The 16996-nt window shown below is 42.2% G+C and carries 16 protein-coding genes; 5 read left to right on the top strand and 11 right to left on the bottom strand.

The window, feature by feature from the left end; translation table 11 throughout:
- Positions 1-8 precede the first annotated feature (8 nt).
- A complete protein-coding gene (locus tag ATK78_RS05855) occupies positions 9-785 on the top strand; it encodes an XRE family transcriptional regulator (protein ID WP_133575089.1) in 777 nt (258 codons plus the stop codon).
- 160 nt (positions 786-945) lie between these two features.
- Here the strand turns inward: ATK78_RS05855 and rplT are convergent, their stop codons facing one another.
- The 8 genes from rplT to ATK78_RS05895 all read right to left on the bottom strand — a co-directional run bounded on the left by rplT (position 946) and on the right by ATK78_RS05895 (position 8918).
- Entirely contained in the window at positions 946-1290 is a 345-nt protein-coding gene (gene rplT, locus ATK78_RS05860; protein WP_133575090.1) for a 50S ribosomal protein L20, read from the bottom strand.
- Positions 1291-1364: 74 nt separating this feature from the next.
- Positions 1365-1565 carry a 50S ribosomal protein L35 gene (rpmI, locus tag ATK78_RS05865; protein WP_090783772.1) on the bottom strand — a complete coding sequence of 67 codons (201 nt, stop codon included), beginning with the start codon at positions 1563-1565 and terminating at the stop codon, positions 1365-1367.
- Positions 1566-1594: 29 nt separating this feature from the next.
- Complete coding sequence (gene infC / locus ATK78_RS05870; RefSeq protein ID WP_133575091.1) at positions 1595-2164, bottom strand: translation initiation factor IF-3; 570 nt, start codon at positions 2162-2164, stop codon at positions 1595-1597.
- 13 nt (positions 2165-2177) lie between these two features.
- Positions 2178-4103, bottom strand: coding sequence for a threonine--tRNA ligase (gene thrS / locus ATK78_RS05875; protein WP_133575092.1), 1926 nt, complete (start codon positions 4101-4103; stop codon positions 2178-2180).
- A 76-nt stretch (positions 4104-4179) separates the two neighbouring features.
- On the bottom strand, positions 4180-4917 hold the full coding sequence (locus tag ATK78_RS05880) for a (Fe-S)-binding protein (protein WP_133575093.1): 738 nt from the start codon (positions 4915-4917) through the stop codon (positions 4180-4182).
- Positions 4918-4929: 12 nt separating this feature from the next.
- Positions 4930-6252, bottom strand: coding sequence for an MFS transporter (locus ATK78_RS05885; protein WP_133575094.1), 1323 nt, complete (start codon positions 6250-6252; stop codon positions 4930-4932).
- Between the two features lie 38 nt (positions 6253-6290).
- On the bottom strand, positions 6291-7004 hold the full coding sequence (locus tag ATK78_RS05890) for a head GIN domain-containing protein (protein WP_133575095.1): 714 nt from the start codon (positions 7002-7004) through the stop codon (positions 6291-6293).
- A gap of 21 nt (positions 7005-7025) precedes the next feature.
- The gene (locus tag ATK78_RS05895; RefSeq protein ID WP_133575096.1) at positions 7026-8918 is read right to left on the bottom strand and encodes a RecQ family ATP-dependent DNA helicase; all 1893 of its coding nucleotides are present in this window, start codon (positions 8916-8918) and stop codon (positions 7026-7028) included.
- A 71-nt stretch (positions 8919-8989) separates the two neighbouring features.
- Between ATK78_RS05895 and ATK78_RS05900 the strand changes: the two genes are divergently transcribed.
- Complete coding sequence (locus tag ATK78_RS05900; protein WP_133575097.1) at positions 8990-12226, top strand: amidohydrolase family protein; 3237 nt, start codon at positions 8990-8992, stop codon at positions 12224-12226.
- A gap of 74 nt (positions 12227-12300) precedes the next feature.
- On the opposite strand, the gene ATK78_RS05905 is transcribed toward ATK78_RS05900, so the two are convergent.
- Together ATK78_RS05905 and ATK78_RS05910 are read right to left on the bottom strand one after the other, a co-directional pair.
- Complete coding sequence (locus ATK78_RS05905) at positions 12301-12756, bottom strand: SRPBCC family protein (protein ID WP_133575098.1); 456 nt, start codon at positions 12754-12756, stop codon at positions 12301-12303.
- 63 nt (positions 12757-12819) lie between these two features.
- Positions 12820-14010: a BaiN/RdsA family NAD(P)/FAD-dependent oxidoreductase gene (locus ATK78_RS05910; protein WP_133575301.1), complete on the bottom strand. Its 1191-nt coding sequence runs from the start codon at positions 14008-14010 to the stop codon at positions 12820-12822.
- Between the two features lie 57 nt (positions 14011-14067).
- On the opposite strand from ATK78_RS05910, the gene ATK78_RS05915 reads away from it, so the two are divergent.
- Positions 14068-15207, top strand: coding sequence for a 5-(carboxyamino)imidazole ribonucleotide synthase (locus ATK78_RS05915; RefSeq protein ID WP_133575099.1), 1140 nt, complete (start codon positions 14068-14070; stop codon positions 15205-15207).
- Positions 15207-15698, top strand: coding sequence for a 5-(carboxyamino)imidazole ribonucleotide mutase (purE, locus tag ATK78_RS05920; RefSeq protein ID WP_133575100.1), 492 nt, complete (start codon positions 15207-15209; stop codon positions 15696-15698). Before ATK78_RS05915 ends, purE begins: the two co-directional genes overlap by 1 nt.
- Here purE and ATK78_RS05925 read toward each other — a convergent pair.
- The gene (locus ATK78_RS05925) at positions 15695-16201 is read right to left on the bottom strand and encodes a YqgE/AlgH family protein (protein WP_243732456.1); all 507 of its coding nucleotides are present in this window, start codon (positions 16199-16201) and stop codon (positions 15695-15697) included. The two genes, purE and ATK78_RS05925, sit on opposite strands and share 4 nt — an antisense overlap.
- A gap of 104 nt (positions 16202-16305) precedes the next feature.
- On the opposite strand from ATK78_RS05925, the gene pdxH reads away from it, so the two are divergent.
- Positions 16306-16956 (top strand): pyridoxamine 5'-phosphate oxidase, encoded by a 651-nt coding sequence (pdxH, locus tag ATK78_RS05930; protein WP_133575102.1) that lies wholly within the window; start codon positions 16306-16308, stop codon positions 16954-16956.
- The last annotated feature ends 40 nt before the right edge of the window (positions 16957-16996 follow it).

The raw sequence follows: 16996 nt of genomic DNA on the forward strand, positions 1-16996 counted from the left end.
TATTTTTTATGTCAAATATTTCATCTAATCTAAAGTACCTAAGAAAGAAAAAAGGCCACACGCAGCAGCAATTCGCTGATGCTATGGAAATTAAGAGATCCCTCATCGGAGCTTATGAAGAAGACCGTGCGGAGCCGAAATATGACTTACTAAAAAAAATAGCAGAGTATTTTGACCTGACCATTGATGAATTTATCAATGAAAATATAAACGATAGCTGGAAACCGAAACCTAAAAGCCAGGGATCGAACCTACGGATCCTGAGTATATCAGTCGATAAGGATGACAATGAGAACATAGAAATGGTTCCGGTAAAAGCAAGCGCAGGTTACCTGAACGGTTTCTCTGATCCGCAATACATCCAGGCACTGCCTAAGTTCCAGCTGCCCCTGCCCTTCTTAAAGAACGGTACGTTCAGGGCATTTGAGATTGTTGGCGATTCCATGCTCCCTATTCAATCCGGAAGTATCATTCTGGCCGAATACCTGGACAACTGGAATGATGTGAAGACCGGCGACACCTATGTGATCATTAGCAAGAATGAAGGCGTAGTTTATAAAAGAGCAGGAAATCGTTTCAGGGAAAATAAAGAACTGAAACTGATCTCGGACAATAAGGTATATGATGCGTATACCATTGCTGCAGATGATATTCTTGAAATATGGAAAGCAAAAGCGTTCATTTCTTCTACCCTTCCTGATCCAACACCAGAACCGACGATTGAAACCTTAACTACCATGATGTCTCAAATGCAGAAGTCAATCTCCCAGCTGAACAAGAACTAACACCATTTTATTCTTCGGTCCCGGGGGCTAAGCCCCGGGGTTCAGATCGTCGCTAAGTATACAAAATGCAGCATAGCTGAAAAAACATAATGAAAATAAAAGACATAAAAAAAGGGAGCTAATTGCTCCCTTTTCCATTGATAACTAAATTAAGTTATATCTATTTTACTGCATCAATTACCGCTTTGAAAGCTTCTGGATGGTTCATTGCTAAATCAGCTAAAACCTTACGGTTTAGACCAATATTTTTAACAGCTAATTTACCAATCAATTGAGAGTAAGATATACCGTGTTGACGTGCTCCGGCGTTGATACGCTGAATCCACAATCCACGAAATTCTCTTTTCTTAACTTTACGGTCACGGTATGCATATTGCAAACCTTTTTCTACCGTGTTTTTAGCAACGGTGAAAACCTTACTTCTTGATCCCCAATAGCCTTTGGCTAAATTTAGGACTTTTTTCCTTCTTCTTCTCGAAGCTACTGCGTTTACCGAACGTGGCATGTTGTTGTTGTTTTTGATAAACGGTGTTGCGTATTACAGCAAACTTACTACCGGTTACCTGGTTAAAAATTTAATTATTTACCGATTGCAAGCATACGTTTAACGTTGCCCATGTCAGCATCTGACACCATTGAGGTGTGACCTAAATTACGCTTACGTTTAGTAGACATCTTTGTTAAGATGTGACTTTTGTATGCGTTCTTTCTAGCGATTTTACCTGTTCCAGTAAGCGAAAAACGCTTTTTAGCACTGGAATTGGTTTTCATTTTTGGCATAACCTGTTTTTATTTATATTAATTTATTATTATTTCTTAGCAACTTTTGGAGCCAGCGTTAAAAACATCCGCTTTCCTTCGAGTTTTGGCAGCAATTCAACTTTACCTACATCTTCCAGTGCCTGTGCAAATTTTAGAAGAAGGATCTCACCTTGTTCCTTATAAACTATGGCCCTGCCTTTAAAGTGAACGTATGCCCTTACTTTTTCACCACTTTCTAAAAAACTAACTGCGTGTTTTAGTTTGAACTGAAAATCGTGGTCATTGGTATTCGGTCCGAATCTGATCTCCTTAATAACCGTCTGCTTCGCATTCGCTTTAATCTCCTTCTGCTTTTTCTTTTGCTCGTAAACGAACTTGCTATAGTCGATGATTCTACATACAGGAGGGACAGCATTTGGAGAGATCTCTACAAGATCCAGTTCCAGTTCGTCTGCCATGGCCAAAGCTTTTGCCAGAGGATATATCCCTGGTTCAACATTATCCCCAGCTAACCGTACCTCTTGTGCCCTGATAAACTGATTAATATTATGTTCTGCTTCTTTTTTCTTAAAAGGAGGACGTGGTCCCCTATTAAATCCTGGTCTGCCTAATGCCAAATTTGTATGCTATTTAAACTGTTATTTCTTTAATTAATAATTCACTAAACTCCTGCAGGGTCATTTCTCCAAGATCTCCTTCTCCGTGCTTCCTTACTGACAGCTTACCTTCGGCCATTTCTTTTTCGCCAATGATCAGCATATAAGGCGTTTTCTTAACCTCTGCATCCCTGATTTTCCTTCCAATCTTTTCATCTCTAAAGTCAATCAGCCCGCGAATATCGGAATTATTTAGTTCATCTGAAACTTTTTTTGCATATTCTTCATACTTTTCAGAAATAGGCAGGATAATAAATTGCTCTGGTGAAAGCCATAACGGGAAATTACCCGCACAATGTTCGATCAGTACCGCAATAAAACGTTCCAGTGATCCGAACGGAGCCCTGTGGATCATTACCGGTCTGTGCTTCATATTGTCGCTTCCGGTATACTCCAGTTCAAAGCGCTCCGGCAGGTTATAATCTACCTGGATTGTTCCAAGCTGCCATTTTCTGCCCAGTGCATCCTTAACCATAAAGTCGAGTTTCGGACCATAAAAAGCGGCTTCCCCATATTCTACTACTGTAGGCAAACCCTTTTCTGCTGCAGCTTCTATGATCGCAGATTCTGCCAAATGCCAGTTCTCATCACTGCCAATATATTTCGACTTATTATCGGGGTCCCTTAATGATACCTGTGCAGTGTAATCATTGAAACCTAACGATTTGAACACATACAATACCAGATCAATTACTTTTTTAAACTCTTCTTTTACCTGGTCCGGGCGACAAAACAAGTGTGCATCATCCTGTGTAAATCCCCTTACCCGTGTTAATCCATGCAGCTCACCACTTTGTTCGTAACGGTAAACGGTACCAAACTCAGCAAAACGCAATGGAAGATCTTTATAAGAACGCGGTTTAACTTTATAGATCTCGCAATGGTGCGGGCAGTTCATCGGTTTAAGGAAAAACTCCTCTCCCTCCTGCGGAGTTTTTATGGGCTGAAATGAATCCTTACCATATTTCTCGTAATGACCAGAAGTGATGTACAGGTTCTTATGACCGATATGCGGGGTTACTACCTGCTCATATCCTGCTTTACCCTGCGCTTTGGTTAAGAATTGTACCAGGCGCTCCCGAAGGGCTGCACCCTTAGGCAGCCACAATGGCAATCCCATACCTACCTTTTCAGAAAAAGCAAACAGCTCAAGTTCCTTACCCAATTTGCGGTGATCTCTTTTCTTCGCTTCTTCAATCATGTGAAGATATTCAGTAAGCTCACTTGCCTTAGGGAAAGTAACGCCATAGATCCGTGTAAGCTGCTTCCTGTTCTCATCTCCGCGCCAGTATGCACCAGCAACATTCATGAGCTTAACCGCCTTGATAAAGCCTGTATTTGGAATGTGCGGACCACGGCACAGGTCAGTAAATTCTCCCTGACTGTAGAATGTAATCTTTCCGTCTTCCAGACCTTCTAAAAGATCCAGTTTATATTCGTCCCCTTTTTCAGTGAAATACCGGATTGCATCTGATTTTGAAACGTCTTTTCTGACAAAGGTTTCTTTTTGCTTGGCCAGTTCAATGATCTTCGCTTCAATTGCCTTAAAATCATCCGAAGAAAATTCCCTGTCGCCAAAGTCTACATCATAGTAGAACCCGGTTTCAATGGCAGGCCCGATGCCAAATTTGGTTCCCGGATACAACGCTTCCAGTGCCTCGGCCATGATGTGTGCCGATGAGTGCCAGAAAGTAGATTTACCAGCGGTATCGTTCCAGGTCAACAATTTCAACGATGAATCCGCTTCAATTGGCCTTGACGAGTCCCAAACTTCTCCGTTAACTTCAGCAGCTAAAACATTCCGGGCTAAGCCTTCAGATATGGATAGTGCAATTTGATGGGCAGTTGTGCCCTTTTCGTACTGACGGCTGGAGCCATCAGGCAGTGTAATGTTAATCATCTACAACTATGATTTAAAAATTAATAAAATGAGTATTATAAATCACCTACAATGTGATCCTGTTAGACAAAGTTAACTAATATTCTGTACTTTCCAGCCATCCGTTGGCCAATACGTCTGCTAAGTGCATCGTTTTTAAAGGAATATTATTTTTATCGATATAGCCCTGCAGCTGCATTAAACAAGACAGGTCTGTTGAGATGATATATTCTGCATCCTGTTCCAGCGCGTTGTTTACTTTTTGTTCGGCCATCGCAGATGAGATCGCATCAAACTTAACCGCAAAAGTACCTCCAAAGCCGCAGCACATATCGGTATCCTTCATTTCAACCATTTCCAGTCCGTGTACCTTTGACAGCAATTGACGGGGTTCTTCCCTAATCTTACACTCACGCAACCCACTGCATGAATCGTGATATACTGCTTTACCGTCCAGTTCTGCACCAAAATAATCCTTTTTCAGCACGTTTACCAGGAAATCTGAAAGCTCAAAGATATTAGCCTGTATACTTCTGCATTTATTATGAACAATGGTATTGGTAAACAGATCGCTGTATCCATTTTTAACCATGCCTACACAGGATGCCGATGGGGCAACGATGTAGTCTGTTTCTGAGAAATCATTTAAAAACTTATTACCGGTTTCCTTGGCCTGCTCCCAATAGCCGGCATTATAGGCTGGCTGACCACAGCAGGTTTGGTTTGAATTGTAGAAAACTTCACAACCTGCTTTCTCCAGTAACTTAATTGTATTAAATGCAGTTTCGGGATACAATTGATCGACAAAGCAAGGAACAAATAATTCTATTTTCATTGGGTATTCTAATTAACGTAAGGAAGGCTCCGATGTTGTCGTCGTTTTAACTTCAACCCTTCTAAGAAGCAGCAAAAATACTAAACCTATGATAAAGAACCCTGCTAAAACGATAATTGAATTCCGCATGCTTCCTGTTGCTTCTTCAATGAATGCAAAACTGAACAGCCCAATCACAATGGCCATTTTCTCTGTTACATCGTAAAAACTAAAAAAGGAGGTTGTATCCGGCGTATTTTCAGGCAGATACTTGGAGTAAGTAGATCTGGAGAGCGACTGGATACCACCCATAATTAAGCCCACTACAGCCGCTAATCCGTAAAACTGGTATTCCGTATCTACAAAATAAGCACAGAAACAGGCTGCAATCCAAATAACCACTACCCAGATCAACACATTTACATTGCCCATTTTTTTTGCAAAATAAGACATCATCATGGCGCCAAGAATAGCTACCAGCTGAATGATCAAAATGGTTATGATCAGTTTTTCTGTACCCAGCTTTAATGTTTTTTCACCAAACCCTGCTGCTGCAAGCATGATCGTCTGCACGCCCATGGAATAAAAGAAGAAAGCCAGTAAGAACATCTTTAAAAACTTCATGTTCTTAAGTTGGTTCCATACTTTAGAAAGTTCCTGAAAGCCGCTTCTTACCACGTTTTTATTGATGGATGAATAATTCGGACTTCCTGCCGGCAGCTTCTTAAATGGAATTTGGGCAAATGCGATCCACCAGATCCCTACCAGTAAAAAAGATAGTCTTGGTGGAAATGATTCATCAGTGATCCCGAAAAGTTCTGGCTTTAATACAAATACGAAACAGATGAGCTGCAAAATGACACTACCGATATAACCAAATGCATAACCTTTTGCACTTACCCGGTCCTGCTCATCAGGCGTGGCTATTTCTGGCAGATAAGAATTGTTGAATAAGATGCCCCCAATATATCCCATTGCTGCAATCATAAAGCATATGATACCCAGCTCAAGCGTTTCAATTTTGAAAAAATATAAGCCCATACATGCCAAGGCACCGGTATAGGTAAAGAATTTCATGAATACTTTCTTATTGCCCCTGTAATCCGCTATCGATGAAAGAACAGGTAATAAGATAACCATGATGAGGTAAGCGGCAGCCAGTGCATAGTTGGAAAGCGCGGTATTGGTAAAGGTCATTCCAAAAAAAGATACCTGATCGCCATGCTCGGTTGTAGTGGTGATGATGGTATAATATGCTGGAAAAATGGTTGAGGTAATGACTAAATTGTATGCAGAATTGGCCCAGTCAAAAAATGCCCATGAGCGAATGATCTTCTTGTCGTTCTTTTGTTCCATGTGTTGTTGAGGTCGCTAAATTAGATTAATTAATCGATCTAATTAACTTTTTCCAGTTTAGTTGCTCCTGATTTATTCTCTTTAACATTTTTTGGATTTCCCTTATAATAGATCTCGCTTGAACCTTCTGTTTTTACCTTAAGTTCATTCAGTACATTGATATTGGCCTTGGCACTTCCGGCAACCTCGATGTCATATACACCGGAAATAAAATCAAATGCATTCACTTCCGCAGTACCCTGGGTGATCAGTTGATGTGATCCCGCTTGTCCGGATAAACTCAGTTTACCTACCCCATCCAGCCTGGTGGTCATTTTGCCTGCGCTCAGATCCAGTACAGCATCAAATGTTCCGGCAAAATTAAGGTCAATATCACTGGCGTAGATGCGTCCTTTACTCAGCACCTTAACCGCACCGCCTGTTTTTAATTCCTTTAGCTCTCCAATTCCGGCCCTGATCACGATTGAATCTGTACCGCAATACTTACCTTCATCAAGCTTTAGCTTCAGCCTGCCGCTGCTTACATCGGCTTTCACATAACCGATCAGGTTTGAATCTGCAGAAATGGTGATGGAGTAGCTGCTGTCCTGAACTAAGATCAACTTCATTGCTCCTAAAACCTCTATTTTATCAAAGTTCTTAACTACCTGGCTTTTCTCTATATGATTTCCGGAGTCTTCAATACATTTTGGGGTACATGCAGCCAGCAGAATGATTGGAGCGGCAAATGCAATGATCTTTTTTATCAACATGTCGTTTATTTTATGGGTTATTTAAAGGTAATAATTTTTACCATCTGTTTTAATCTTTCCGGCATCAAGCAGCTCCCTGATGCGGTCAATCTTTTCATTTTCTGTTCCTGATTTAAGGGCATTGATCAGATCACCCAATATAAAGGTCTGGCTTTGCAATAAAGTGGCTATTTCAAAATCTATCTGATCTGACAACACATCCTGGTCATCCAGTTTCTTCTCTGCCAGGCAGATGTCGCACGACCCGCATTTCTCTGCATCCGGTTCATCAAAATAAGCCAGCAGCTGGATGCTCCTGCATTCTGGTTTACTGGCATAGGTCATTACTGCGTTAATTTGATCCATCTGGATCTTTTTTCTCAACTCAATATACTTCACATCGATGTCCATGTGGTTCAGGTCTACCCTTGACCGTATGTACTGCAGTTGCGGCTCATCCGTTTGCGGTAAATAAGAAATTAATCCCTGTTCCTGAAGGTACTTCAACTGCCTGACCACATCATTGAAAGAGGTCATTGTTTTCCCGGCGATTTCAGATTCCTTAATTTTCACATACTGATCAAAAGATCCGCCATAGGACCTCAATATCGTTTTAATCAATTTATCATAACCGGCATTTTCAATTTGAAAACGGTATACATCTTCATTGCCAACAATAAACAATACCCTGGATTGCAGGAAAATGTTTTCAGTTAATGTAATATATCCATCATGTTCGAGAAATTTCAATGCAGCAAGTGTTTTAATCACCCCCAGATCAAAGCGTTTACAAAAATCTGCCAGGTCAAAGCTAAAATTCAATCCTTCGCCGGCACCATAGGCCAGCTGGAAATAGCTGCCCAGATTATGGTATACTTTCCTGATCTCGTCCGGTTCCGGGAAGCTATTTTCATATTTTCCCTGAAGGGCCCGCCAGTCTGTCTTATTAGCCAGCAGTACCCCATATGCCCTTTGCCCGTCCCGGCCTGCCCGGCCTGCTTCCTGGTAATAAGCTTCCAGGCTTTCCGGCAGATCCAGATGCACCACAAACCGCACATCCGGCTTATCTATACCCATCCCAAACGCATTGGTAGCCACCATTACGCGGATCTTATTTTGTTTCCAGTCTTCCTGTTTCTTAAAACGTTCATCCCGTACTATACCTGCATGATAAAAGTCTGCTGCAAAGCCGTTCCGCTTTAAAAAGGCAGCCACCTGTTCAGTTTCCCTGCGGTTGCGAACGTATACCAGTCCGCTTCCTTTTACATTGGTTACGATCGCAATCAGCCGTTTATATTTATCTTCATCGTCCAGTACCACATAACCCAGGTTTTTACGGGCAAAGCTCTGCACATAAACAGCCGGCTTACGGAACTGGAGCTGGGCAACAATATCTTCTCTGACAAACTGAGTTGCCGTGGCTGTTAATGCCAGAACAGGTACATTGGGAAGGATCTCTCTCAGGTCACTGATCTTACGGTAAGGTGGTCTGAAATCGTATCCCCATTGGGAGATGCAATGCGCCTCATCTACAGCAATCAGGTTTACATTCATATAGGAGATCCTTTCCCTTACAATTTCAGAAAGCAACCGTTCCGGAGAAAGATATAAGAATTTAATATTTCCGTAGATGCAGTTGTCCAGCAGGATATCAATCTCCCTTTTACCCATTCCTGCATAAATGGCAATGGCATTGATGCCTTTTGATTTCAGGTTTTCTACCTGATCTTTCATCAAAGCAACGAGTGGGGAGATGACGATACAGATGCCTTCCATTACCATGGCCGGCACCTGAAAGCAGAGTGATTTACCTCCGCCTGTAGGCAATAAGGCTAATGTATCGTTTCCTGTTAAAACTGAGCGGATAATATCATCCTGCAAAGGCCTGAAACTATCAAATCCCCAATATCGTTTTAATATCTCTGCTTCATTCATAAAAAGGTAGTGACCAAAACTATAAAAATGAATTCATATTATTAAATTGCGCATTAATTAAAACCAATTCCATGAGAATACCGCTACTACTCTTTTTATTACTGATATCATATACCACGATTGCCCAGAATAAGCCCTGGGACATTGAAAAATATAAGGGTACTTCCAAAACGTTTAACATTGAAACGGATGAGGGTACCTGGATGAACCTGGATGTAAGTGCTGATGGTAAAGATATCGTTTTCGATCTGTTGGGTGATATTTATGTGATGCCGGTTTCTGGCGGTACAGCGACCCTTTTAAGCGGTGGTGCAGCATTTGACATACAACCTCGTTTTAGTCCGAACGGTAAATTCATTTCTTATACGAGTGATAAAAGTGGTGCAGATAACATCTGGATCATGAACCGTGACGGTTCAAATAAAAAACAGATCACCAAAGAAACATTCCGGTTGTTAAACAATGCCACCTGGATGCCTAAAAGTGATTATATCATTGCACGCAAGCATTTTACCGGCTCCCGTTCTTTAGGTGCCGGAGAGATGTGGATGTATAATATCTATGGCGGTGATGGTGTTCAGCTTACCAAAAGAAAGAACGACCAGCAGGATGCGGGAGAGCCCAATGTATCCCCGGATGGAAGATCGCTTTATTTTAGTGAAGATGTTTCTCCGGGCCCTAATTTTGAATACAGTAAAGACCCTAACGGCCTCATCTATGCCATTCGTCAGCTTGATCTGACAACGGGTAAGCTTAGCAACCTGATTGCGCAGGCAGGCGGTTCTGCACGGCCTCAAATCTCACCTGATGGTAAGTTGATGGCCTATGTTAAACGGGTAAGGTTGAAATCTGTTCTATATGTACAGGAATTAAGTACTGGCGAAGAATGGCCGTTAACAGACGATCTTTCTCATGACCAGCAGGAAACGTGGGCTATTTTTGGGGTATATCCAAATTTTGCCTGGACTCCTGATGCAAAGAACATCATCTTTTATGCAAAGGGAAAAATCAAGAAGATCGAGCTTGCTTCGCTGGTTATCTCAGAGATCCCTTTCCAGGTAACTACCAGCCAGACTGTACAGGAAGCACTTCACTTCCCGCAGCAGGTATTCAGTAATGAGTTTACCGCTAAAATGATCCGGCAGCTAACCACTTCCCCTGATGGTAAATTTGTCATTTTTAATGCAGCAGGATTCCTGTATAAAAAGGAACTGCCAAATGGCAATCCGGAAAGGGTTACCACAGGAATCGATTTTGAATTTGAACCTAAGATCAGTCCGGATGGCAAATACGTCATTTTTACAACCTGGAGCGATGAATTTAAGGGTGCTATTAAACGTGCAGACCTGAAGTCTGGAAAGACGGTTACGCTGACCGATGAAAAGGGCTTTTATTATTCACCAAGCTATTCCAACAAAGGAGATAAGATCATCTTTAGAAAAGGCATCGGCAACGATGTTCTTGGTTATGCGTATGGCCGCGGTACGGGCATCTTTGTGATGTCTGCAAACGGAGGCGCAAAAACGCTGGTTTCTGAAAATGGAATTAAGCCGCAGTTCAATACCGATGATTCACGCATCTATTTTCAGGGAAATGAAGGCGGTAAAAGAGCATTTAAAAGTGTTGACCTTAACGGTGGCAATGAGCGTACGCACTATACCTCCACTTATGTGACCCAATTTTGTCCAAGTCCGGATGGAAAATGGATGGCCTTTACCGAACTGTTCAATGCCTATATTACCCCAATGGTTACTGTTGGTTCTGCGCTGGAGTTATCTGCGTCAAATAAATCCATTCCATTAACGCGCGTTACTAAAGATGCAGGAACATTTCTTCATTGGAGCAATGACAGCAATAAACTGTTCTGGACCATGGGTGAACAATACTACAGCCGTGAAATAAAAAATACCTTTGATTTTATTGAAGGTGCCCCTAAGGACCTGCCTAAACCAGACAGTACAGGCATATCTCTGGGTTTAAAGTTAAAAAGCGATGCCCCAACAGGAATTACGGCGTTAAAAGGAGCCCGCATCATTACCATGAAGGGTGATGATGTAATTGAAGAAGGAACGATCCTCGTAGAAAACAATAAGATCATTGCCCTCGGTAAAACTACTGATGTAACTATCCCGGAAAATGCAAGGATCATCGATGTAACCGGTAAAACCATTATGCCGGGTATTGTAGATGTGCATGCGCATTTACGGACCAGTCCGGATGGGATTACCCCGCAGCAGGATTGGTCATACCTGGCCAACCTGGCCTTCGGTGTAACCACCTCTCATGATCCTTCCAGCAATACGGAAATGGTATTCAGTCAATCCGAGATGATCAAGGCCGGCCGCCTTGTTGGTCCGAGATTATATTCTACAGGTTCCATATTATATGGTGCAGACGGTGATTCCAAAGTTGTGATCAACAGCCTTGATGACGCGTTGTCCCACCTTAGAAGATTGCAGTCTGTTGGTGCGTTTTCTGTAAAATCTTACAACCAGCCACGCAGGGAGCAGCGTCAGCAGATCCTTGAAGCGGCCAGACAATTAAAAATGGAAGTCGTTCCCGAAGGTGGTTCTACATTTTACACCAACATGAATATGGTGGCAGACGGGCATACCGGAATTGAACACAGTATTCCTATTGCCCCGGTTTATAAGGACGTTACTTCATTCTGGAACCATACCAATGTTGCCTATACACCTACCCTGATCGTTAGTTACGGCAGCCAGTGGGGGGAGAACTATTGGTATGACCGCACCAATGTTTGGGAAAACGAACGGTTAATGGCATTTACGCCACGCGCCATTATAGATTCACGTTCCAGAAGAAGAACAACTTCAGAATACGGCGATTATGGCCATATTGAGGTTGCCAAAACCACAAAACAGATTGCAGATGGCGGCACGAAAGTAAACCTTGGTGCACACGGACAGATCCAGGGACTGGGTGCACACTGGGAATTGTGGATGCTGGTTCAGGGAGGGATGACGCCATTGCAGGCCATTCGTGCGGCAACCCTTAACGGGGCTTCTTATCTGGGCATGAATGCAGAGATTGGTTCATTGGAAACCGGTAAGCTGGCCGATCTTGTGGTTATGGATGCAAATCCGCTTCAGGACATCCGGAATTCGGAGAAAATTAAATATGTGATGATCAATGGCCGGATCTATGACAGCCTGTCGATGAATGAAATTGGCGGCCGCGAAAAGCTTCGCGGCAAGCTGTGGTTTGAAATGGGTAAGGGTATGATCTATAGTTTTCCAACCGGAAATGCAGAAACCTGGACCTTTACCATTCCAAACTGCGACTAATTAAAAACATCCTGTAATTACAATGCCCCTGAAAAGTTAAACACATTTCAGGGGCATTTTTAATTCTTTTCTGCCTATTGCTGTTCTGAAATTTCTTTCATGATCTTCAGCGCAGCATCCCACATGGGACTGTATTTCTCAACATACTCTGGCGTTAATGGGCCAGACTCTATGGTTAGCATTGTCTTTCCTTCGTGCTCCGATAAGAGGTAGTGTTCTTTATACTCGCTCAGTTCATCATCAGGTCCGGCATCTGCGGAATTATAAAAACCAATTTTAAGCATTTTCGGCGCATAGTTCACTTCAACCTTCCCCTTAACCCCTGGTCCGCCATTACCACCTTTCCAAATGACTAAAGATCCTTCGTTCCAATCGGACGCTACAGAACTGCCTGCTTCAAATGCCGAAGCCCATTGACTGGTATATTCAGGATTGGTCAGGGTATTCCATACGGCATCATCAGACGCATCTATTTCAATAGATTTCTTGATCCATCCGGAGCTTTCAGTTTTTTCAGGTTCGTTTTCCATGTCTTTAACTAATTAATAAACTATTTAAAGGCTAACCGAATTTGCAGTATAAAAGTTTTAAAATTATAAATTCTGTGCAATCACGAAACCACTTGCCCATGCCCACTGAAAGTTATAACCGCCAAGCCATCCGGTTACATCCACACATTCACCACCGAAATATACATTGGGCATTCGCTTACATTCCAGTGTTTTAGAAGAAAGCTCTGCCGTATCAATACCTCCCCGCATCACTTCTGCTTTGTCGTATCCCTTATCGCCTGCCGGCTTAACCTTAAACAGATGGATGGTTTTATAGATCAGCTCCGAATCTGCCTTAGTTAACGAAGCAACCTGTTTTTCTATAGGCAGGAATTTAGCCATGGCTTCGGTAAACTTTCTGGAATAAAGACGGTTAAACAAAGTGGACAATAATGATTTTCCGTTTTGCTTACGCTCTTCATCAATCAGGCCGGTTATATCCCGGCCTGGTAAAAGATCAATATTGAATACCTCAGACTTTCTCCAATAGGAAGAAATCTGAAGAATTGCCGGACCGCTTAGTCCCCAGTGTGTAAAAAGTATGTTTTCTTCAAAAGAGATCCTGTCGTTGCTTACTTCACAAAACACCGTATTACCGGATAACTGTGCGTACCAGTCTTCATCCTTTCCGGTAATGGTTAACGGTACCAGTGCTGGTGCCGTTTCTATAATATGAAGTCCGTGCTTTCTGGCAAACCGCAGTGCAAAATCTGTTGCCCCCATTTTAGGAATGGGTAAGCCACCGGTAGCAACCACTAATTTAGGAGCCTTAAGAACCCTGGTCTTCCCTCCTTTTTCGTAATTAATGGTAAAGCCATCAGGAGTTTCTTCAATGGCAGCAACCTCTGCATTGAAGATGATCTGCTGACCAAAGTCTGTACAAAGGCTTGTAAAAACTTCAACAATATCTTTCGCATTCTTACCATCCGGAAAAAGCTGTCCCAATGTCTTTTCTTTTCCTGTAATCCCGTATGTTTCAAAAAAACCAATGGTATCGGCAACGGTCCATTGCGTAAATGCAGATTTACTAAAATGTTTATTGTTCGAAATAAACTGCTCGTCAGATGCAAGCAGGTTTGTATAGTTACATCTTCCCCCTCCAGAGATCAGGATCTTGGCACCCGGTTTATCGGCTTTTTCAAGAATGATTACCCGCTTTCCCAGGTATCCTGCCTGCACTGCACACATCAATCCGCAAGCCCCGGCGCCAATAATTATAGCATCTGCATCCATCAATTCGTTAATAATGTTTATTTTTGTGCAAAATAAGCATAACTTTCTCATATAGATATGGCAAAACAAATAAGTGATTTAAAATTAGGGATCCTTGGCGGCGGACAATTAGGACGAATGCTGATCCAGGAAGCTATAAATTACAACCTAAGCACTTTAATTTTAGATCCTGATACCGATGCTCCCTGCAAACACCTGGCAAACTATTTTGAATGTGGTTCTATTACTGATTTTGATACCGTTTATAATTTTGGCAAAAAGGCAGATATCATTACTATAGAGATCGAAAAAGTAAATATTGAGGCGCTTGAACAACTGGAAAAAGAAGGTAAACAAGTATTTCCACAGTCCAGGGTAATCCGTTTGATCCAGGATAAGGGCGTTCAAAAACAATTTTTCAAAGAGAATAATATTCCTACGGCCCCTTTTCAACTGGTAAATACGAAATCAGACATTAAAAATAGCCATATGCCTTTTCCTTATATGCTCAAACAGCGTAAGGATGGTTATGATGGTAAAGGGGTCATGCGGATAAATAACATCGCTGACATTGAAAATGCATTTGATGTACCCTGTTTAATTGAGGAACTGGTAGATTTCGAAAAAGAGATCGCTGTCATTGTTGCCCGTAACTCAAACGGGGATGTAAAGACCTTTCCAATGGTAGAAATGGAATTTAATACCGAGGCCAACCTGGTTGAGTTCCTGATCTCGCCATCTACCTATCCGGAAGCCTTACAGGAAAAAGCGGAGACCATTGCAAAGAATATTGCATCATCCTTAAATATTACCGGGTTGCTGGCGGTAGAAATGTTCATTACCAAAAACGGCGAGATCTTAGTTAATGAATTGGCCCCCCGTCCGCACAATAGCGGTCATCATACCATTGAGGGTAATTACGTATCACAGTTTGAGCAGCATCTACGTGCCATATTTAATCTGCCCCTTGGCGATACGCGTGCGGTAAACAATGCGGTAATGATCAATCTTCTTGGGGAAAAAGGTCATGATGGTGTAGCCAAATACCATGGCCTGGAAAAGATCATGGCCATTGATGGGGTATATGTTCATTTATATGGAAAAAAATATACCAAGCCTTTCCGTAAGATGGGCCACATTACTGTGGTAGATCAAAACCGTGAAAGTGCAATTGAGAAAGCAAATTATATTAAAAATACCTTAAAAGTCGTTTCCTAATGAGTGTACAAGCTGGCATTATAATGGGCAGTAAATCAGATCTTCATATCATGAAGGATGCTGCTGATGTTTTTAAAGAATTCGGGATTGAGTTCGAGATGACCGTGGTATCTGCACACCGTACACCGGAGAGAATGTTCGAGTATGCCAAGCATGCTGCAGGGCGTGGCCTTAAAGTAATCATTGCCGGTGCAGGCGGCGCTGCCCACTTACCGGGTATGGTGGCTTCAATTACTGTTCTGCCTGTAATTGGTGTACCTGTAAAATCATCCAATTCTATTGACGGATGGGATTCTATCTTATCTATTCTGCAAATGCCAAACGGTATTCCTGTAGCCACCGTAGCATTAAATGCAGCTAAAAATGCTGGTTTACTTGCTGTGCAAATCCTGGCTACAGCAAATGCGGACCTTGCCTTAAAAATGCAGGCTTATAAAGATGATCTGAAGAAGAAGATCGAAGAAAGTGCAATAGACCTTGAAAATTATTAGTTAAGGCGGGGATCATGCGGGAAGCGGCTAACGTGTGCATATTTTGGACCCAGATTAACGATCACTTCCCGCCACAGTTCTTCTTCATTGGTTGAGAAAACTGCATCCGGATGGTATTGATCGGATACGATCCAGGTATTTTCTTTAAGTTCCTGCTCAAGCTGCTTTACACCCCATCCGGAATAGCCAATAAAGAACTTGATCTCATCTGCCTGGATGCTGTTATTTTTAATCAGGATCTTTAATGTTTCAAAGTTACCGCCCCAATAAATTCCTTTTGCAATCTCTTCACCGTCATTTATCTTATCGTAACAGCGGTGTATAAAATGAATGGTATCTGTAGCCACAGGTCCGCCAATATAAACCGTAAAATCTGCATTTTCCAATTCAGGGATCAGGTCTTTCAGCAAAAGTGCGCTGGGGTGGTTGAGTATAAATCCTATGGTTCCCTGTTCCTCATGCTCGGTTACCAAAACAACGGAACGGCTAAAATTAGGATCCATTAAAAATGGTTCTGAGATTAATAATCTACCTAATGTGGGGGCTAACTGACTTAACATTTTGGAATTTTAAAGTAAAATTAAATAAACTAAAGCTATTTTTGTACATGGAACTCACTAAAGAAGATTTACAAAATTTACGCCAAGATTATCGCAGCGCACAGCTTTCTGAGGAGGATGTGAATACCGATCCGATACAGCAGTTCAAAAAATGGTTTACAGAAGCTTTAGATGCAAAGCTTTATGAGCCTAACGTGATGACGCTGGCTACAGCAAATAGTGATGGAAAACCTTCTGCCCGTGTTGTTCTTTTAAAAGGGTTTGATGAGAATGGGTTTGTATTTTTTACCAATTATGAAAGCAGCAAAGGTCAGGATCTGATTGAGAACCCGCAAGCAGCACTCGTATTTTTCTGGGCTGAGCTGGAACGTCAGGTTCGCATTGAGGGCGTAGTCAGTAAAATTGATCCGGAATCATCTACCGAATATTTCCACTCCCGTCCAGCAGGAAGTCAGATCGGTGCAATGGCATCCTCACAAAGCAGGATCCTTACAGACCGAAAGATCCTGGAAGATAAAGTAACCGAATTAACGGCACAATATGAAGGACAGGAAATTCCCAGGCCCTTACATTGGGGCGGTTACCTGGTAGAGCCTACCTATATGGAATTTTGGCAGGGCCGTTCAAGCCGGCTTCACGACCGGATCGTGTACGACCTGAAAGATGGCTCCTGGACCATTGGCAGACTGGCACCATAAGGCAGGCACCAGGTTTAGTTTCAACGAATGAATTTTCAAT

This window comes from Pedobacter metabolipauper (assembly GCF_004362715.1).
Taxonomy (GTDB): domain Bacteria; phylum Bacteroidota; class Bacteroidia; order Sphingobacteriales; family Sphingobacteriaceae; genus Pedobacter; species Pedobacter metabolipauper.